Source organism: Rhodovulum strictum (genome assembly GCF_009649175.1).
GTDB classification, from domain to species: Bacteria; Pseudomonadota; Alphaproteobacteria; order Rhodobacterales; family Rhodobacteraceae; genus Rhodovulum; species Rhodovulum strictum.
Genome location: NZ_WJPO01000024.1, coordinates 39,861 through 58,812 on the forward strand (window position 1 = coordinate 39,861; position 18,952 = coordinate 58,812).

General features: G+C 67.0%; 17 protein-coding genes and 1 pseudogene. 2 read left to right on the top strand and 16 right to left on the bottom strand.

Going from position 1 to position 18,952, the window contains the following annotated elements:
* Positions 1-100 precede the first annotated feature (100 nt).
* Positions 101-670, bottom strand: a complete 570-nt coding sequence (locus GH815_RS14055) for a PIN domain-containing protein (RefSeq protein ID WP_153749401.1) — start codon at positions 668-670, stop codon at positions 101-103.
* The gene (locus GH815_RS14060; protein WP_153749402.1) at positions 667-1,131 is read right to left on the bottom strand and encodes a helix-turn-helix domain-containing protein; all 465 of its coding nucleotides are present in this window, start codon (positions 1,129-1,131) and stop codon (positions 667-669) included. The genes GH815_RS14055 and GH815_RS14060 overlap by 4 nt, the downstream gene beginning before the upstream one ends.
* A gap of 103 nt (positions 1,132-1,234) precedes the next feature.
* Here GH815_RS14060 and GH815_RS14065 point away from each other — a divergent pair.
* Positions 1,235-1,810 (top strand): annotated as a pseudogene (locus GH815_RS14065) (PepSY domain-containing protein); the annotation flags it as partial.
* Between the two features lie 224 nt (positions 1,811-2,034).
* On the opposite strand, the gene GH815_RS14070 reads toward GH815_RS14065, so the two are convergent.
* On the bottom strand, positions 2,035-4,119 hold the full coding sequence (locus tag GH815_RS14070; RefSeq protein ID WP_170290355.1) for a methyl-accepting chemotaxis protein: 2,085 nt from the start codon (positions 4,117-4,119) through the stop codon (positions 2,035-2,037).
* 478 nt (positions 4,120-4,597) lie between these two features.
* Here GH815_RS14070 and GH815_RS14075 point away from each other — a divergent pair, with 478 nt between their 5' ends.
* On the top strand, positions 4,598-5,731 hold the full coding sequence (locus tag GH815_RS14075) for an IS110 family RNA-guided transposase (protein ID WP_153749404.1): 1,134 nt from the start codon (positions 4,598-4,600) through the stop codon (positions 5,729-5,731).
* 439 nt (positions 5,732-6,170) lie between these two features.
* Here the strand turns inward: GH815_RS14075 and GH815_RS14080 are convergent, their stop codons facing one another.
* The 13 genes from GH815_RS14080 to GH815_RS14140 all read right to left on the bottom strand — a co-directional run bounded on the left by GH815_RS14080 (position 6,171) and on the right by GH815_RS14140 (position 18,492).
* Positions 6,171-6,701 carry a 2OG-Fe(II) oxygenase family protein gene (locus GH815_RS14080; protein WP_153749405.1) on the bottom strand — a complete coding sequence of 177 codons (531 nt, stop codon included), beginning with the start codon at positions 6,699-6,701 and terminating at the stop codon, positions 6,171-6,173.
* 25 nt (positions 6,702-6,726) lie between these two features.
* Positions 6,727-7,095, bottom strand: coding sequence for a response regulator (locus GH815_RS14085; RefSeq protein WP_153749406.1), 369 nt, complete (start codon positions 7,093-7,095; stop codon positions 6,727-6,729).
* A gap of 24 nt (positions 7,096-7,119) precedes the next feature.
* Positions 7,120-7,383, bottom strand: a complete 264-nt coding sequence (locus GH815_RS14090; RefSeq protein ID WP_153749407.1) for a hypothetical protein — start codon at positions 7,381-7,383, stop codon at positions 7,120-7,122.
* Entirely contained in the window at positions 7,371-9,647 is a 2,277-nt protein-coding gene (locus GH815_RS14095; RefSeq protein ID WP_153749408.1) for a chemotaxis protein CheA, read from the bottom strand. The genes GH815_RS14090 and GH815_RS14095 overlap by 13 nt, the downstream gene beginning before the upstream one ends.
* Positions 9,640-10,038 carry a response regulator gene (locus GH815_RS14100; RefSeq protein WP_153749409.1) on the bottom strand — a complete coding sequence of 133 codons (399 nt, stop codon included), beginning with the start codon at positions 10,036-10,038 and terminating at the stop codon, positions 9,640-9,642. Before GH815_RS14100 ends, GH815_RS14095 begins: the two co-directional genes overlap by 8 nt.
* 1 nt (position 10,039) lies before the next feature.
* Complete coding sequence (locus GH815_RS14105; protein WP_153749410.1) at positions 10,040-10,906, bottom strand: CheR family methyltransferase; 867 nt, start codon at positions 10,904-10,906, stop codon at positions 10,040-10,042.
* Positions 10,899-11,528, bottom strand: a complete 630-nt coding sequence (locus GH815_RS14110; protein WP_153749411.1) for a HEAT repeat domain-containing protein — start codon at positions 11,526-11,528, stop codon at positions 10,899-10,901. The genes GH815_RS14105 and GH815_RS14110 overlap by 8 nt, the downstream gene beginning before the upstream one ends.
* A complete protein-coding gene (cheB, locus tag GH815_RS14115) occupies positions 11,497-12,624 on the bottom strand; it encodes a chemotaxis-specific protein-glutamate methyltransferase CheB (RefSeq protein WP_153749412.1) in 1,128 nt (375 codons plus the stop codon). Before cheB ends, GH815_RS14110 begins: the two co-directional genes overlap by 32 nt.
* Positions 12,625-12,649: 25 nt before the next feature.
* Positions 12,650-14,320, bottom strand: a complete 1,671-nt coding sequence (locus tag GH815_RS14120) for a chemotaxis protein CheW (protein ID WP_153749413.1) — start codon at positions 14,318-14,320, stop codon at positions 12,650-12,652.
* 22 nt (positions 14,321-14,342) lie between these two features.
* Positions 14,343-16,325 (bottom strand): methyl-accepting chemotaxis protein, encoded by a 1,983-nt coding sequence (locus GH815_RS14125; protein WP_153749414.1) that lies wholly within the window; start codon positions 16,323-16,325, stop codon positions 14,343-14,345.
* A 339-nt stretch (positions 16,326-16,664) separates the two neighbouring features.
* A complete protein-coding gene (locus GH815_RS14130) occupies positions 16,665-16,829 on the bottom strand; it encodes a hypothetical protein (protein WP_153749415.1) in 165 nt (54 codons plus the stop codon).
* Positions 16,830-16,909: 80 nt separating this feature from the next.
* Positions 16,910-18,259 (bottom strand): HipA domain-containing protein, encoded by a 1,350-nt coding sequence (locus tag GH815_RS14135; protein WP_153749416.1) that lies wholly within the window; start codon positions 18,257-18,259, stop codon positions 16,910-16,912.
* Positions 18,256-18,492, bottom strand: coding sequence for a helix-turn-helix transcriptional regulator (locus tag GH815_RS14140; RefSeq protein ID WP_132694224.1), 237 nt, complete (start codon positions 18,490-18,492; stop codon positions 18,256-18,258). The genes GH815_RS14135 and GH815_RS14140 overlap by 4 nt, the downstream gene beginning before the upstream one ends.
* Between the last annotated feature and the right edge of the window lie 460 nt (positions 18,493-18,952).

Genomic DNA, 18,952 nt, shown 5'->3' on the forward strand with positions numbered 1-18,952 from the left:
GACCGGTGTTCGGCCGCGTAACCACCGAGATCAGTTGCCGGCAAACCCGGCGCGGTTCACAACCGAGGCCAAAACGTATCCGGTCAGGACGATCCTGCGATCAAAGCAGGTCGGCGAATTGCTCCAGATCGGCAACCGTGGCGACCAGCCCTTGCTGCGTCAGGATCGCGAGATACTCGTCAACGCTTTTAGGCGGGTTCTTCAGACGCGCGCGAACTCTGCGCAGCGCCGAGCAAACAAGACCGGGCGCGAGAGAAAGTTGATTTCGGAAGAAATCGTCCGGATGCTGGGTCTCTATGCCGAAGGGCGCAAGGGCCTCTGGTGGGAAGTCCTTCAGGTTCTGGGTCAAGATGGCGTCACAGCGCCCGATGATTGCGGCCGCCAGAACGTGGCGATCATCGGGGTCGGGTAATGTGATGGCCGGCACCAAGGCCTCATAGCCGGTGACCAGACAATCGCGTGTGGCCCTGTCCATCAAGTCGCGGGTTCGCTCCAGCGCCGCCCGCTCCCGATGAGGTTCGTTACGCAGAAGAGCGTCGATCCATTCCCGATGGATGTCGGCCGTCCACTTGGCCTTGAAAAGGTCCGTGACCGCCAACTGCATCAGCGCATCGCGCATCGGGGCGGGATATAGGACGTTCGCGTCGAACAGTACCGTGTACTGGCTCATCTGGACCCATAGCCCATGTCCTGCTCTTGAGCGTCCGCGGCCAGTTGATCGAGCACCGCTTCGCGCTCGCTGTCGATCGCGGCCTTGTAGGACATCACGTCCTCCATGCGGACGCGGCGATGCTTGCCGACCTTCCGATGCGGGATGCTGCCATCCTCGAGCAGCTTGATCAGGAACGGCCGCGAGACGTTCAGGACCTCAGCTGCCTGCACTGTCGAGAGCTCGGCGTTCTCGGGGATGAGGGTGACCCCGCGCCCCGCTGCCATCGCCTCAAGGATCTCCATGAGCAGCGACACGGCGCCCGCCGGAAGCTCGATCGGCGTCGCCTGTTCCGAGTCTGTAACGCGAAGCTTCAACGGTGCCCGCGCCTGCACATAGCGTGACAACGCCTGCCCAGAGACGCGCGCGATCGCCGCGTCCTGCGGTGTCGGTGGCAGGTGCCGGTGTGCCAACATGGCCATGATGGTGTCCTCTCCTTCCTCTGCTGTCTATCACCATATATGAAATAAGTGCATTAAGTGCAGCGGTTTTTGTGCAAATCCTGCTGCGCGCGGGCTCTGACACCTCTTCCCTGCGGCCGAGCGGCTTGCCGCCCCGCAGTCCGAGGCCGGACTGACGGTTGCCGCGCTTGCGGAGCGCATCCAGGAGGTCCATCCGGGCGTCGCGCAGATCCGCCGGTCGCCCTCGGGCCGGATCACCGCCTACTGCTTCGATCAGGGCGCGCCCGGTGCCGCCGTGATCGACCCCGCGACCAGGCAGGACGTGGCCTCGGCCGACCCGAACCAGCTCGAGCGCTGGCTCACCAACCTTCATCGCTCGCTGTTTCTCGGTGACGGCGGGCGCATCGCCATGGCGACGGGTGCGGCTGTGACGCTGGTCGCGCGGCGTATGGGCGGTTGGCGGCACTGGTTCGCGCCTCTGCGGGGTTCCCTCGCGGGAAGGCTGCACGTCGAGATCGCCCGGATCGCCGTTTTCGGCCTCATTTTGTCCTCCACCACAGCCCTCTGGATGACGGCGTCCACCTTCGGTCTTCTGCCCGACGGAGGCGCCATGCCAGCCGTCCCCGCCGAGGTCAGCGGTGAGACGGGGATCGCTCTGGACCAGATGGTCACGCTGCGGCAGACGCCCGTCGCCGAGCTCTCGGCCGAGGCCTAGGCAAATGCCGGACCGCACAGGGTTCGCTGACTCGACGGGACAGCATTTGCATTTGGCAAGTCGCCGGTGATGGCGTGGTACTTCCTGGCCGACGACGGCACCACCATGCGCAGGATCCCCCCGCAAAAAAGGCCGGGGTCGTCAAGGGCGGGCGGATTGCGGGCGCGTCCTGGGCAGCCCCGGCGGCGCGGGGCATGCCGGGCCGCGGATCACTCGGCCGCGATGCGGCTGGTGCGCATGACGCCGTCCGTCGGCAGCCGGAACTGGCGCACCAGATCGACCAGCGCGCCGGCTTCATCGCGCAGACCCTGACCGGCCGCCGATGTCTGTTCCAGCGTGGCGGCGTTGTTCTGCACATCCTTGTCGAGCGCACCGACCGCGGTGTTGATCTCGGTAATCCCTGTCGCCTGATCCACGGTATTGCCCGCGATCTCGGTGACCTTCTCGACGACATGCAGGATCGACTCCTGGATCGCCGACAGCGCCGTGACCGAATCCGATACCAGCCTCACGCCATCGGCCACATGCGCTTCGCTGCTGCGGATCAGGTCGTTGATCTCACCCGCGGCCTCGGTGGCGCGCTGCGCCAGCGCGCGAACTTCCGACGCCACCACGGCAAAGCCGCGCCCTGCCTCGCCCGCCCGCGCGGCCTCGACGCCGGCATTCAGCGCAAGAAGGTTGGTCTGGAAGGCGACATCCTCGATCATGTCGGTGATCCGCCCGATTGCGCTCGACGAACCCTGAATCCGCGAGATCGCGTCGACGGCCTTGTCCGCGACAATCCGCGTCGCCTCGGCGCGCGATCGGGCGCCTTCGACGAATTCCTCGGCGCTGCGGGCGCTGGCGGCGCTTTCCTGAACGGTATGCGCAAGCGTTTGCAGCGCGGCGGCGGTCTCTTCCAGCGAGGCGGCAGAGTTCTGCCCGCGATGCGACGCTTCGTCTGCCGCCCCGGCGATCTGCTGCGCGGTCATGTTCAGCCGGTCGCTGCTGCTGGCAAGCTGACGCAGAATGTCCGACAGGCTCCCGATCAGCGCATCGATCGCGTCCGAGATTTGGCCAAATACCCCCTGATGCCCCTGCGGCATGCGCCGGGTCAGATCGCCCTGTGAAAGGGCGTCAAGAACGACCAGAACATCGCCCAGACCCTTTTGCGCCGCCTCGCCGATGGCATTGACCCCGCGCACCAGCTCATCCGAGCCGCTGCCCTCCCCGGGATGGTCGATGCGCCGGGAAAAATCGCCCGCGGCGCATGCGGCGATGACCACGGCGATCTCCTTGTCGATGGCACCCTTGATGACAAGATCGCGGCGGAATGCCTCGACCGCATCGGCGATGGCGGCCGATTCCGTGATGCGGGTGGCGTGCAACGGGTGGGTATAATCGCCCGCCATCATCTGTTGCAGAGCCGTTCGGATGGCGCGCAGCGGACGCGAGATCGCAAAGGACAGCCACAGCGCCAGCACGGCAAAAAGGCCCAGCCCCGCCAGACCGAGGCTCAGGGCCATCGCGCGGCTTTGCCGGTTCGCCTCGCTCACCCGGGCGAGAATCGCCTTGCCGCGGCTTGCGACGGCCTGTTCGATGCGTGCCAGCACCGGCTCGGCCTCGGCAAAGCGGTCGGACAGCGCCGCGCGCAGGTCGGTCTCGGTCAGGCTTTCCGCGACAAAGGCGGCGAACGACGCCTGATAGGCCGTCAGCAGGCGGTCGATCTCGGCCTGCTGGCCGGGATCGGCGTAATGGCTGTCCGGAAAGGCGCGGAACTCGTCGACGCGAGCGTTCAGCCGCTCAAGATAGATGGGATCGCCGCGCAGGATGAAATCCTTCTCATGCCGACGCATCATCAGCATCTTGACCTGCATCTCGGGCTGACCGATGGCCTCAAGCCCCTTTTCGATGCCGTGCACCGCCTCGCGCAGACTGCCCTGAAGCCCGGATTTTTCGTCAAGGCCGAGCCGTCGCTGGCTGGCGACCAGCTCGCCGAATGTGGCCTGATAGGCCGCCACCGCTGCCGCCAGCGCCGCGAAATCGCTTTCTGCGGCAGAACTGCCCGAGATCTGGCCATCCTGACGCCGTGCCCGGTCGATCTGCTGGCCGATCTCCGCCAGGGCGGCCGCGTGCTGTTCGACATGGCTGTCTTCACGGCGCAACAGGAAGTCCTTTTCCGCCCGCCGCGCCTGAAGGAAGGCGATCTCGAGCGCGTCGAGGGTCTGCAACTGGGTTTCGACAAGGCGGCTTTCAGCCTCGTTCGCATCACGGGTCTTGCCCGACAAAAGCATCAGGCCCAACAGCCCGATCATCACGACGGCCGCAAGTGCAACAATTGAGGATATGGCAGTCCTGATCGAAACGGCGAGGCGCATGCGGCAAGTACCCTTCGGAAAGTTTGCCCGATGCTGCCCGTCAAGCATTAACGCAGCATTGCGCAAGGGCGGATGAAATCGAAGGGCAAACAAAACATACAGAGAATGCGCTGGACCCCGCGCGCGGCGGTCGTGGCGCGGCGGCCAGAACGCCGCCCCTGTCCGGGCCGACGGATGGGCCGCCGCGACGTGCGGATGAATTGCCCGGCCGCGCGCGACCTCCCTGTGAGGACCATCCAGGCGGTTGCATGCCGAAGCAGGCCGCAATCGCGCCGGTCAATCGCATGGCCCGGATGTTCCATGCTCTTGTCAGGAAGGACCCAATGTTCGTTTTGGGGTGGCCCGTCTCCGGCGTGTTATGTCGGGGATTGCCCGCGCGGCGCGGAGCAGAGCCCCATACACGAGGAGACGAGCCATGGGAGAGAATACAGCATTCGTCGGTCTGGACGTGCACAAAGAAACGATTGCAGTGGCGGTGGCCGAGGACCGGCGCGGTGGCGAGGTGCGCTATCTCGGCGAGATCGCGAACTCGCGCGAGGCGATCCGCAAGCTGGTGGCGAAGTTGAGCAAGGCGCACGGCACGCTGCATTTCTGCTATGAAGCCGGCCCCAGCGGCTATGGCATTCATCGCCTGCTGACCGAAATGGGCCACGACTGCGAACTGGTCGCGCCGTCGAAGACGCCCGCGCGCCCCGGCGACCGGGTCAAGACCGACCGGCGCGATGCGGTCCTGCTGGCGCGGCTGCACCGGGCGGGTGAGTTGACGCCGGTCTGGGTGCCGGACGAGGGCCACGAGGCGATGCGCGATCTGGTCCGCGCCCGCACCGCGGCGATGGAGAACCTGCGCCGCGCCCGCCAGCAGCTCTCGGGGTTCCTGCTGCGCCATGACCGGGTGTTCCGCACCGGGTGCAACTGGACGAAGAAGCACCGCGTCTGGCTCTCCGGCCTGCGCTTCCAGCATCCCGCCCACCAGATCGTGCTGCAGGAATACATCCATGCGGTCGACGATGCGGCTGCCCGGCTCGCCCGCATCGAGGATCAGATCCGCACGCTCATTCCGATCTGGTCGCTGGCGCCCGTGGTCGAGGCCATCCAGGCGATGCGCGGCGTCAGCTTCATCTCCGCCGTCACCGTGATGGCCGAGACCGGAGACCTCGGCCGCTTCGACAATCCCCGCCAGCTGATGAGCTGGCTCGGGCTCGTGCCGTCGGAATACTCGAGCGGCCCACGGACGGCGCGGGGTGGGATCACCAAGGCCGGCTCGAAGGATGCGCGGCGCATGCTGATCGAGGGCGCCTGGACCTATCGCTGCCACGCCGCCGTCGGCAAGGAGCACATGGCCCGGCTCGAAGGACTGCCGCAGGAGATCCGCGATATCGCCTGGAAGGCGCAGATCCGGCTCTGCGCCCGGTATCGCCGGCTGAGCGCGCGCGGCAAGCCCGCAACCCTCGTCGTCACCGCCATCGCCCGCGAACTGGCCGCCTTCATCTGGGCCATCACCAGGATCGTCACCCCGAGCACCCGACCCGCAGCGGCGGCAGCTTGCTGAGAAAAGAAAGGAGCTGACACCTCCCGACATCCCCGGCGCGTGTCACTGGGGGCAGAGCCATCCGGGAATCCACGAGGTCCCTTTGTGGCCGGTGATCCGCTCCGGATCTCCGACGCCCGCAGGAAGACAGTCGGCAAGCCCCAGGACGGATCAACGGTCATGCGGTACCCAACCCGCGCATCAGAGTGTGATCTACCGTCGTCTGAAGGCTCTGCCCCCAGCCATGCGCGCCGCACACATCCACGATCCCCGGCTCCCAGAACGGCGCCGGGTCATCCGATCGCGCGAAAATCTTGACAAACGAACATGAGAGGAACCGGCTGTCGGGCGGTGCGAGGCACCGGCACGAAACGCGCTGCCCCGCGGGCGCCGTCCATGCATGGTTCGGGCAGGCCAGAGAACGATCGGGTGCCGCCGCAACGTCCGTCACGACGCGCGGTCAGAACAGTTCGGCTGTCGGCCCGCCATCCTGTCCGGCGCCGCGCAGGGTCGGGGCAAATGCAAGGCGCTGTTCCGCCATGACGAAACCGGCGTGCGCGGTCTCGACAATCCTGCGCGGCAAGGCCGCCGCCTCGGGCGAGGCCGAAAGCGCATCCAGATCAAGGGTTCCGATCGCCCCTGCCATCTCGGCTATTCCGGCCAGCATCTGGGCGGTCTTGTCCTGCACCTGGCCTTCGGCGACAAGCGTCAGAAGACGCGCCTCTGCACTGGCGGCATAGTCAAGCACCTTGCCAGCCAGCGCGCCGCCATCCTCTGGCGGGGCATGTCCGGCCGCCTCGCGCAGCGCATCGAGGTCGGCCAGCAATTCGCCGATCGTCCGGATGCGGTGATCTGCCGAGGCGTTGCACAGCGCGGTGACTGCCCCGAGCTGTCCTTGCAGCACGCGGGCATAGTCGCCAATCGCGGCGGCGAAGACCGCAGCCGGGCGCTCGGGTTCACGCTTTGCTGCACGCTCGCGCGGCGGTTCCATTGCGACTATCTCCGTCCCTGCGCGATCACTGCGGAAGCACCTGATTCAGAACCGTAAACAGCTTGTCGGGCGTAATCGGTTTGACAAGCCAGCCGGTGGCGCCCGCGCTCTTGGCGCGGTCGCGATGCTGTTGGCTGCTTTCAGTGGTCAGCACCAGGATCGGCGTGAACCGGCAGCCGCCCGACTTGCGGGCGTGGGTGATGAACTCGACCCCGTCCATCCCGTCCATGTTCAGGTCGGTGATGATCAGGTCGGGCTTGTAGCCGGTGCCGAGCTTGCGGATGGCATCCTCGCCGCTGCGGCAATCCTCGACGGCATAGCCGCCGCGCGAGATGATCTGGCGCATGCTGGCCAGAACGGTCGGGCTGTCGTCGACGAGCAGAATCTGTTTCATGGGCTGGTCCTCGGTTCTGGCCGCTCAGGCGGCATGCGTCATTGCGGGTGGTTCGGCCGCGAGCACCCGGCCGAGCAGCGCCCGGAGGGCTTGGTCAACTGGCAGCTCGGTGGCGGCGGGGCGATAGGCCATCAGGGTCTGAAGCACCGCCGCATGGATATGCGTTGTCCCGGAAAGCTCCACCATCCGGTTGGCGCCGCCTTCGAGAAAGGCGACCAGCGTCTCGGCCTCTTCGACCGAGACCACGGCCGTTATCCGGGCAATCTCGCCCTCGATCAGGATCGGCATGTCAGAAGGTCCTCCAGGTTCAACAGAAGCAGGATGCTGCCATCGCCCAGCAGCGCGGCACCCGACACCCAGCCGACCCCGGCCAGAGGGCCGTCCAGTGGGTGCGGGATCACTTCGGTTCCGGCGCGGAAATCGTCCACGATCAGGCCAAGCGCGTCGTTGCCCTGCGTGACCACCAGAACCGAAAGCTCTGCGGGCGGCGGGTCCAGGGGCGCCAGACGCAGCGCGCGGCGCGTGTCGAACAGCGGCACCAGCCGGTCGCGCAGCACGATCTGCGCCTGGCCAAGATGGCGGTGAACGGCGGATTGCGGCACGCGAATGGTTTCCAGAACGCTTTCCAGCGGCACGCCGTAAAGCCCGCCATCCAGTTCGATCATCATCACCCGGCGCACCGCCATCGACAGCGGCAGCCGGATCGAGACGGTCGTGCCCTCGCCACGGCGGCTGGCAAGCGTCAGACTGCCCCCGGCCCGCTCCACCATCGAGGCGACCACATCCATGCCGACACCCCGCCCCGACAGGCTGGAGACCTGTTCGGCGGTGGAAAAGCCCGGTTGCAGGATCAGCCGCATCGCCTCGTCCTCGGGCAGCGCGGCGGCCGCCTCGGCCGACAGAAGCCCGCGCTCGACCGCCTTGGCGCGCACCCGCGCCACGTCGATGCCGTGGCCGTCATCGGCAAGTTCGATCACCACCTGATCCTCGGCCAGCCGCGCCGACAGCCGCACCAGCCCCTCGGCGGGCTTGCCTGCGGCGGCGCGCGCATCAGCGGACTCGATGCCGTGGTCCATCGCGTTGCGGATCAGGTGCACCAGCGGATCGGCCAGATCCTCGACCACGTTCTTGTCGGCCTCTGTTTCCTCGCCCGCGATCTCGAAGCGGATCGGCTTGCCCAACTGGCGCGACAGGTCGCGCGACAGGCGGCGGAAGCGTTCGAAGACCGAGCCCAGCGGCACCATGCGCACCTGCATGACCGCGGACTGCATCTCGTCGACGATGCGGTTGAAGACCTCGTAATGGGCCTTGATCTCGCGCGCCATCGCCCGGCTTCCATAGGTCTCCTCGGCGCGCGCGGCGAGATAGGGCAGCGCGTTCTTGGCCACGATCAGCTCGCCCGCCAGCTTCATCAAGAGGTCGATCCGGGCCTGATCGACGCGGAATACGCTTGCGCGGCGGGGCGGCGGCGGGGCTGCGGGTTCCTCGGGGCGGGTGCTGGACGCCGCCGGCGTACCGGCGGCAAGCGCCTCGGCCACAAGCGCGATGAGCGGGGCGGGATCGCGGGCGGCCAGCGCGGCGGCCCGGTCCCCGGGCACGCGCGCGGCCAGCGTGGCATGACCGGACCGGGCCAGCGCCGCCTCGATCACCCGCGCCGCCGACCCGATCCGCCCGGCCAGCGTCTGGGGCGGGGCCGCGGCGGCCAGCATTTCGGCTTGCGCCGTCAGCAGATCGCGCAGCATCGGATCGACCGGCGCCGCCGCAGCGGGCGCCGCCTCGGCCGCGATCGGGTACAGGCTGACCTGCGCGGCGACATAGGCAAGCCGTTCGGTCAGCTCGTCCAGCGGCGCGCGGCTGAGCACGCGGAACCGCAGCACGCAGCGGAACGGGTCGAAGGCGATGCCGGGAACCAGCGGCTCGGAGGTTGCCACCGACATCCAGACCCGCCCCGGCAGCGCCAGAACCGTCAGAAGCGGATCGTCGCCGCGGAAAAAGCAATCCTCCTCGGGGCGGTAATCAATGGCGACCAGCGACCCGCCACCGGCGATCAGCGCCTCGGCCTCGGCGCGGTCGGCCGCGGGCAGATCGTCCAGCCAGCCGCAGGGCGGCCCGCCTGTCATGTCGGTGCCCGGGCCCTCGGCGGCAGGTTCTGTCGCCCCCGGACCGAACGCGGCCAGCCGTTCGGCCAGTGCCGCGCCCACCGGCACGGCATCCGCGGGAAGCGCGTCGGTCGCCTCGAACACGTCGAGCCAGGCACCGACCCGGTCAAGTGCGTCGAGCAGCGCGTCGGCCATCTCGGGGCGCAATGCGATCTCGCCAGCCCGTACCCTGTCGAGCAGGTCTTCGGCCCGGTGTACCACGCCGGTCAGCGCGGCGATGGGAAACAGCCCCGAATTGCCCTTGAGCGTGTGCACCGCGCGAAACAGGGCCGCCACAAGGCGCGGCTCGCCCGGCGTGCGTTCCAGCGCCAGAAGCGCTTCGCTCGCACGCTCGATCAGCTCGCGCGCCTCGCTCAGGAAGCCGACCTTCAGATCGTCCTCGGCCTCAGCCATCGCGCCGTCCTCCCAGCAGGAGGGTCAACAGCCGGGTGAACCATTCCGGCTCGACCGGCTTGACGCGATAAAGATTGGCGCCTGCCGCGAATGCCTTGTCGCGGTCTTGCGGCCGTGCCTCGGTCGAGATCATCACCGCCGGGATATCGGCGATCTCCGGGCGGCGGCGCATCTCGTCGAGAAAGCGGTAGCCGTCCATCCGCCGCATGTTCACGTCCACCACGAACAGGCCGAAGGGTTCCGACAGGGCCTTTTCCAGTCCCTCGGCGCCGTTCGCGGCCTCGGCCACACCGAAGCCGGCCTTTTCGGCAATGTCGCGCATGTAGCGCCGGATCGTCACTGCGTCGTCGATCAGGAGAATGCGGGGGGGCAGGGTCGATGCGTCTGCCATCTCATTGGTCCTCGAAGGGTTTCTGGTACACGATGCCATCGGGAAAGCGGCGCACCTCGAACAGGTCGGAGATACGGCTCATCGATTCGGAATGGCCGAGCAGCACGAAGCCGCCGGGCCTGAGGGCATCGGCTAAGTTCTCGACCGCCTGCCGCTGGGCCTTCTGGTCGAAATAGATCAGCAGGTTCCGGCAGAACACCACGTCGATGTCCCGGCGCCGGAACCGGGGCGGAGGCGACAGCAGATTGACCTGCGCAAAATCAACCACTTCGCGGTTCGAAGGGTTGATCCGGTGACGCCCCGGCCCCGAGGGCTTGAAATGCCGCCTGATCAGCTCTGGGGGCACATATTGCAGCGAGCGGTCGTTGAAATAACCCTCACGCGCGGCCTTGAGCACATTGGTATCGATATCCGAGGCCAGCAGGCTTACGTCATGCTGCGCCAGGCCCGGCCAGTACTCCATCAGGTAAAGTGCGACGGAATAGGGTTCTTCGCCGGTGGCGCAGGGCATCGACCAGATCGTGATCGGCTGGCGCGGCCTGCGCGCCGAGATCTCGGGCAGGATCGAGTCGACAAGGCACTGGAACTGGTGCTTCTCGCGGAAGAAATAGGTCTCGTTCACGGTCATCTCGTTGACCAGTGCCTGAAACTCGATCTGCGAGGGTTCGAGGCGCATGAACGAGAAATAGCTGTTGAACCGCGTATGCCCGGTCACCTGCATCCGCCGCGCCAGCCGCTTGGCGACGAAATAGCGTTTGGAGCTATCGAAGGTGATGCCCGTCTTTCGGTAGAAGAAATCGTGGAACTGAGAGAAATTGGCTTCGGTCAGGCTGTTTTCGGCCTCGATGCTGGCGGCGCGATCACGCATGTCGGCCACCGTCCGGATCGTCGGGGGGCAGACCAAGCCGCTCAAGGGCGAAATCGCAGGCAAAGCGCAGATAGGAAACATCGGCAAAGCGTGCGCGAACCGCCCGGATCGCTGGGGCCATCTCGGGGCGGGCGCATTCGGCCAGGCGGTCGATCGCCGCGCCGATGACGTTGGGATCGTCCTCGTGCGCGATCAGCTCCGCCAGCCAGTCGGGTGCGTCGGGATGCGGCAGATCCTGAAGGATGTCGAGCGCGAAGATGCGCAGGTCGGGTTCGGGATCGGACAGAAGCGCCCCGATCCGTTCGGCCACCGGGCCGGGCATTGCCTGCGCCGCCTCGACCGCGGCATTCCGAAGGCCCGCATCCTCGCTGGCAAGGCAGGGCAGCATCGCGTCAAGCGCCGCGCCCGTCCCGATCCGGGTCAGGGCGGCAAACAGCGCGCTGCGCACGAAGGGCTCGGTCTCGACGGTCAGGCGCTCGGCGAGCGCGGCGACCGTGCCGGGATCGTCCGCAGCGGCCAGCGCCGCGTCGCGGCGGGCCGAGGGATCGGGATCGTCCAGCGAAGGCGGGCGCAGGTCGAGCCCGGCGGCGTCATCGGGGGAGGTATTCTGGACGAAGGGCATGAGAAGTTCCCGTTCTGGCGCCGACGAAGCGGATCAGGGTGGCGGCGATGCGGTCGATATCGACCACGCGGTTGGCGCCGCCGGCCTCGACCAGGGCGCGGGGCATGCCATAGACGGCGCAGGTGGCCTCGGACTGGGCGATGGTGCGCCCCCCGCCAGAGCGCAGGCGGGTCATCGCGGCAGCGCCGTCATCGCCCATCCCGGTCAGCAGCGCGGCCACGATCCGATCCGCGGCGACCGCCTCCAGCGCACTGTCCACCATCCGGTCTACCGAGGGGGTCCACACGAAGCGACCATCGGTCGGCACCGGCCCGGCCACCAGATGCCCGCCGCGGCGCGAGATCTGCACATCGGCATCGCCCTGGGCCAGATAGGCCGCGCCGGGTACCAGTTCGGTCATGCGCGACAACTCGATCACCGGCATCTCGCCCTGGCGCGACAGCCGCTCTGCAAAGACCTGGGTGAAGCGGCGCGGCATGTGCTGGGCAATCACGATCGGGGCCGGAAAACCGTTGTCGAGCCGCAACAGCACCTCTTCGACCGCGCTGGGGCCGCCGGTCGAGGCGCCGATAAGCACAAGCTCGCAGGGTGCGGCGGCACGCCCGGCCCGCTCGCGGGGTCTGTCCTGGGCTGGCGCAGGTCTGGTGGCGGGTCTGGCAGATGCTCTTGTCGACGGGCGGGCGGCCCTGGCCGTCCGGCGCCGCGGCGCGACCCCGGCCGCGGCGCGCACCTTGGCCACGAGGTCGGGAAAGATGGTCCTCAGATCGTGCGAGACGGTACCGCTGGGCTTGGCGATATAGTCCACTGCGCCCAGTTCCAGTGCTTCGAAGGTGGCCAGCGCCCCGGCATCTGTCAGCGACGAGACCATGATGACGGGGCGCGGAGCCTCGGTCATGATCTGGGCAAGGCAGGACAGCCCGTCCATCACCGGCATGTTGATGTCCAGCGTGACCACGTCAGGGTCGAACGAGGCGATCTTGGACAAGGCGTCCCGACCGTCGCGGGCGGTTGCACAGTCGATGCCGGGCTCGGCGGACAGGCACTCGGCCAGCCAGCGCCGCATCAATGCAGAATCGTCGACGATCAGGACGCGCATGGTTCAGGACTCCCTTGACGGATGGTCAGGCGGACATCGCCATATCCGTCGCGTCGAGCCCGTCAGCGCCATGGCTTGCCAGCAGCGCGGTGGCATCGAGGATCTGGATGATCCGCCGCCCGCCATCGAGGTTGGCGACATTGCCGATGAGGGTCCGCTGCTCCGCCGACAGATCGGGCGCGGGCTCGATCAGGCCGCGCGAGAGACGCAGCACCTCGGAAACCGAGTCCACGATGAAACCGGTTACGGTCCCTGCGCGCGCCAGCACCATGATCCGCTGCCGGTCGCACCGACCTGCATCGGGCAGGCCGAACCGGGTGCGCATCGTCACCACCGGCAGCACCGCGCCGCGCAGCGTGATGATCCCGGCGACCCAGGCGGGCGCCCCGGGCACCTTGCGCAGTTCGGAGGGGACGCGGATGATCTCGCGCACGGCGCCGATCTCGACCCCGTATTCCTGATCCGCAAGCTGATAGACCACCAGTTGCGTCTCGTCGCCGGTCTCGCCGCCCGTTGCGCCGGTGCGGTCTGAATCCTCTGCCATCGCGTCGCTCTCCTCGTCGCGGATCTCGCTTGCGGCCGCCTCGGCCATGGCGGCCCGGATTGCACCGTCCTGAAACAGCGTGTGCCCCGACAGCACGCCAACCAGCCGCTTGCCGCCTTCCAGCCGGCACATCGTGCCGATCCGGTCGATCCCCCCGCGCGAGATCAGCGCCGACACGGCAACCTGATCCTTGCGCGAGACGGTCAGCACCTCCCGCACATTGTCCACGACAAGGCCCACGCGCGCCTCGGGCTCGCCGGTGGCGGCAACATGCAGCACAAGGATGCGATTGGTTTCCGAAACCGGAAGGTCGGGCAGCCCGAACAGGCCGCGAAGGCTGACGATTGGCAGCAACCGGCCGCGCAGGTCGATCATCCCCAGCACATGCGACGCGGTCTGCGGAACCTCGAAGATGGTGTCGGGCGGGCGCACGATCTCGTCCACCTCTGTAATGTCGAAGGCGTATTCCTGCCCGTCCACAACCAGATTGACGAACTGGGTCAGCGCGTCATCCCCGCTTTCGTCCTCGGTCTGGGCGCCCGCGCGCACCGTCGTGGCGCCCCCCGGCCCGGCCCCCGTGACCGGCACGCTGGCCGACAGGACGGCGCGGCTGGCATCGAGGATCTGGATCAGCCCTACCCCGTCGGCATCCTTCACGACGCCGTCAAGAAGCCCCTCGATCCCGCCTGCCGCAAAGGTGGCGTTGGCCTCGGGCGTCTCGATGCGGTCGAGGGCAAAGCCCACCACCTGCGAGACGCGATCCACGATCAGCCCCACCGGGCGACCGCAATCCACCACGATGGTTCGGCTGGCATCGTCCACCGGCCGGGGCTCCAGGCCGACGGTGCGGCGCAGGTCCATGATCGGCAGTATCGCGCCGCGCAGATTGGCAAGGCCCTCGAAACCCGAAGGCGTCAGCGGCACCTGTACCACCTGCGGCACGCGGATGATTTCAAGCACGCGGTCCATCGGCAGGGCGAAGCATTCCTTGCCCATGAAGAAGGTCACGAACTGGCGAAGCTCGCCCAGATCGGCCTCGTCCCCTTGCGCGCCGGTTCCTGTCCCGGCAGCTTGGGTTTCTGCGACGGTTTCGGGCGTCGCGGCATCTGCGGCGAGGCTTTCGGCCTCGCCCACGGGTCTTTTCCTGGCCATGAGATGTCTCCGGGTTCCGGGCTCAGACGGCCGATTGCAGTTCGTCGGCGGTCGAGGCGATGCTTTCGACGGCGGTGGCTAGTTCGCTGATGCCCACCTTCTGCTGCCCGGCCGCGGTCGCAGCCTGACGCGCGGCGGTCGAGGCCTGTTCGGCGGCCGTCGCGATCTGCTCGGCACCGGCCTTGGCCTGCGTCACGGCAACCATGATGCCCTGTGCGCTGCCCTGGATCGCCTCGGCATCGGTGATGACCTCGGCGATGGAACCTTCAACCTCGACCAGCGCCGAGGTCGTGGTCTGGGCCTGGCGAACATCCGCAGCCGAGGCTTCGGCGATCTGCAACATGTCGGTGCGCACGATCCCGATCTGGTCCTGGATGCCCTTGACCAGATCCTTGATCGTCTCGGCATTCTCGGCGGCGTCATCGGCAAGGTTCTGGATGTCCGAGGACACGACGGCAAAGCCCTTGCCATATTCACCCGCCCGCGCCGCCTCGACCGCTCCGTTCACGGCCAGCATCGAGGTCTGGATGGCGACATTGGCGATCGCGTCCACGATCTTGTCGATCTGGCGGCTCAGCTGGTCCAGGGTCTGGATTTCCTGGGCGCTTTTCTTGCCGGCCTCGTTCGAGGCGGTGATCCCCGCGATGATGTCGTCCACGGCAAGCTTGTTCTCGCCCAGCAGCGTCGAGATCGTGCTTGCCTGGGCCAGAACGTCGCTCAGCCGCTCTTCGGTCTCGCGCGTGCTGCGCTCGATCTGCGTGATGCCCGCAACGCTTTCCTCCGAGGCCGAGGCCTGGGACATCGCCACCTGCTCGATCTGGTTGATCGCGGTCAGGATTTGGTCGCCGCTGGCCGAAAGCTCCTCGATCGTGGCCGACAGATCCTCGGCGGCGGTTGCCAGTTCCTCCGAACTCTTGGTGATGTCGGCGCTGGTGCGCAGGTCGTCGGCCAGATCGACCAGTTCGGTCGAGGCCTCGTCGGCATTCTGCAACGCCGCACTCTGGGCTTCCACGGCCGAGATCGTCTCGTTTGCGGCGGCGCTCTGCTCCTCGGCGGCAGCGGCGATTTCCTCGCTCGCCCGCAGCGCCTGCGCGGTGGCGGCCGACATCTCGGTGGCGGCACGGTCGATGCCGCGGTTGGCCTCGACGATCGTGCCGATCTGCTTGAGGATCTGCTCGATATTGCCGATCACCACCGCGCTTTTCTCAACTTCCGAACGCGAGGTTTCAGAGGCCTGGGTCACGCTGTCGGAAATCTCCTGGATGCCGCCACGGATCTGGGCGACCAGATCCTGGATGCTCGACGCGTTCTTCTCGGACGCCTCGGCCAGCTTGCGCACCGTATCCGCGACCACGGCAAAACCCTTGCCGTGGCGGCCCGCGCGGGCGGCCTCGATCGCGGCGTTCAGCGCAAGAAGGTTGGTCTGGTCGGCAATCCGGATCACCTGGGTGACCGACTCGATGATGTTGGTCGCCTGCTGGTCCAGTTCGGCCATCATTGCGACCGATTGCGCCTGCCGGTCGGCGGCGATGCGGACATTGTCGATCACCGCACGGATGCCCGCGCCGGTCTCGACCAGCAGGGATTGCAGCGACTCGCCGCGATGCATTCCGCGCGCGGCGGCTTCGGACTGGGCGGTGACGCTCGAGTCGATGCTGCGCATGGCGGCCATCGATTCCTCGGACGCGGTGGCAGCCTGTTCGGCGCCCTCGCCGATCTGGCGCATGGCGGCGGCCAGTTCCTCGGCGGCGGCCGAAGCCTCGGTCACGTTGGCGCCCATCTGCGAGGCTGCTGCGGCCAGCCGTTCGGCGGCCTGCTGCTGACGGGCGACATTGCGGGCGCGCTGGCGGTTCGCATCGATCTTGGCGCGCGAGGCGCGCGAACCGGCCGCGCCGGAGCCGACGCTGCGGCGGGCGGGTTTGCCGGAAGTCTCGGTGACGGTGGCGGCATGGATGGCGTGGTCGGTGTCGAAGCCATTCGGCCGCGCGGGCTTGGTGATGGGCATGTCGGGTCCTGTGAATCGAAAAAGAAGCTGTCTCGTCCATTGCGGCGCCGAGTAATCGCGCACGCACCAAATCGGCTCTCGCTTCGTCTGGTCGCTCTGCGCCCCAGAGGGGACCGCCAGCGGCAGCTCCTGGCTGGCTTACTCTGCCTTCACCGGGGCCGACAGGGACTTGAACACGCACTTGCGGCACCAAAGGGCCTCGAAGGAGGCATTAGTTGGACAACATGAACTGTTTGTTTCCTTGCCGGCAAAACGGGCGGCGACCGCCACCGATGAATGCCGGATCCCGCCATCCCGCCATGGCACGCAAGTTGCCGCGACCTGCGCCCGTCCCGCCCCTCACACCGCCCAGAGCCGGAACCGTCCCTGTCCGGTCAACTCGCGCACCAGGCCCATGCGGTGCAGCCGGGCAAGGCCGCGTTCGGCGGGGCCGCGGCCCTTCATTGCTGCGGCTGCCTCGCGGGCGCGGGTGGTCCAGGTCTCGACCCGGGCGATTTCCAGCATGAGGGTTCGAACGATGTGTGGTAGGTCGCCGCCGATCGCTGAGGCTAGGCCAGGGGTTCGTATATTGCCCGCGCAGCATCTCAGGGGCGGTTGACCGGCACGGCGTCGAATTCCGGAACGTCGAGGCCAAGCCCGATATTGCAGGAAAGGTGGTGTGCCTGCTGTCGGATCACGTCGCAGAGACCTTTCCCGGCTGGGCGTGGGAGCTCGTCGGCTGCCTTGAGGAGTGTCTGGATGATCGACGCGGTCCGCCGCTGCTGCGGCTTGCCGAAGCTACGCGCGCCAAGTGCCTTCAGGAAGCGATCGAGATCTTCCCCGGTGATGTCGTCGGCAACCCGTGCCTCCCCGATGCGAAACGACATCTCGTGGGTCACGTTGTCGAGCATGACCGGGTCGATATCGTAGGCCGGCGCAAGCTCGGGTTTCGACCCGGTATGGAGAAGCGCATGGTTTTTCGCGTGATTGTCGGAATTCCCGAGGACGAGATTCACCAGGGTGATCTCGAAAAAGGCCTGCCGCGCTTTCGCCGGGACGCGGGTTGCATCGAGAAGGCGGCCGATCGCGCCCGCCGTGAAGGCCCTACCTTCCCCGCCGTTGCGTTCGTATTTCAGCCAATGGCCGAATCCGAGTGCCTGGCAGAAGTCTTCCTGATGCACCCGATGCACAACGTTCCCGTCGAGGCGGCGGTCGAAGCGTGCCACGAGAAGGCCCTTCAGGTCCCCTTCGCCCAACACGCAGGTTTCGGCCACCGGGTGCGTCTGGGCCCTGGCCATCAGGCGCGTGGCGAGGTGCTCGCGCAGGACCGAGGTCATGTCCGCCGCCCTTGGCACCTTCAGGATATGCGTCGTCGGTGCGCCGCTACCCGGATGCGGCAACCCCAGGCGCCCGTCGGGCAGTCGCGCGAGCGCGATCTTTCCCTGAACGCCAGCCAGTGGCGACGGATCCTCCGTTTGTGGCGGAACGCGCCGGTGATCCCGCAAGGAGGCCATGATTTCTGCAAGTGACCCGGCGACGGGGAGCGGGTTCGTCACGGCCGACAGGGCTCCGGGTATCGCGGGCGAGCCGTCGAGCGCGCCATAGTCCAGGTCGAGCCGTCCCGGTCGCTTTCCCGGCGGGGACCCTTCCGGCACGCAGCTGATCGCACCGGGGCAATCGGCTCCCAGATGAAAGAGCAATCCGACGATATCGCGCTCCGAGATGCCGTGGCGCTGCATGATCTGATCGCGCATCTCGTTCTCGAAGAGCAGGTTGGAAAAGAAACCTCGCGTGATGACATCGCCATAAGGCTCTTCCCGTATCGGCATCGACAACGAGACCGGATGGGGAATGGCGTCTGTGATGTAGGCGAAAGACATGGTGCCGTCCTCCGAGGAGGAGAGTTTCCCGACAGGTTCCAGGCCAGCCTCGAGATAGACATCGAGGACGGTCATCGTCGATCCACGCCTTCGGGCGGCGTGACCTCGAGGGTCACGCCGAGGTCGCGGCAGATCTGGAGAACGAGACCCAGTTGGGCGGTCTCCTTGCCCTGCTCGATGCTCCGGATCGTTGGTCGGGATATCCCGGTCTGAAGCGACAGCGCCTCCTGCGTGATTCCGAGCGCTTTCCGCGTTCGCCTCAGTACGGTGCCGAGAGATGCGGCATCTGTAATCGGGAGTGTGGTCATGGGTCCCAAATGGAAAAGATCATTTTCAACTGCGGTCAATAAGGCAAGATGGCCTCAAAAGGCAATGACCTTGTCCATTGCCGTGAAGCGAGAGTGAGCCGAGCAAAAAGGAAAAGATCACTTCCATATTTCGCCTTGCTGCAGATATCGATGCCAGTCGCCGCGCCGTCCGGGGCGTTGCGCTCATCATGAATGGCCGCTTCGGTGAAGCTGTGCCGCCGCGCTCGACGATGCCGCGCGTCGAGCGGGTGCCTTCGCGCTGTTCTGGGGCGTGCAGCCAGACCTCGCCGCCGCGATGACCTCGCCCCCTGTCATGAAGGTAATTGTGCCCCTGATGCCGCCGCGCAATAGCCGCGCTGCGCGGGGGCGCGCGTCCGCGCCTGACGTCAGCACCCGGCTCAATCGCATGTTTCACGTCGGCCTAGGGATCAACGGGGAACCTGGCGCCGAGATTGATCAG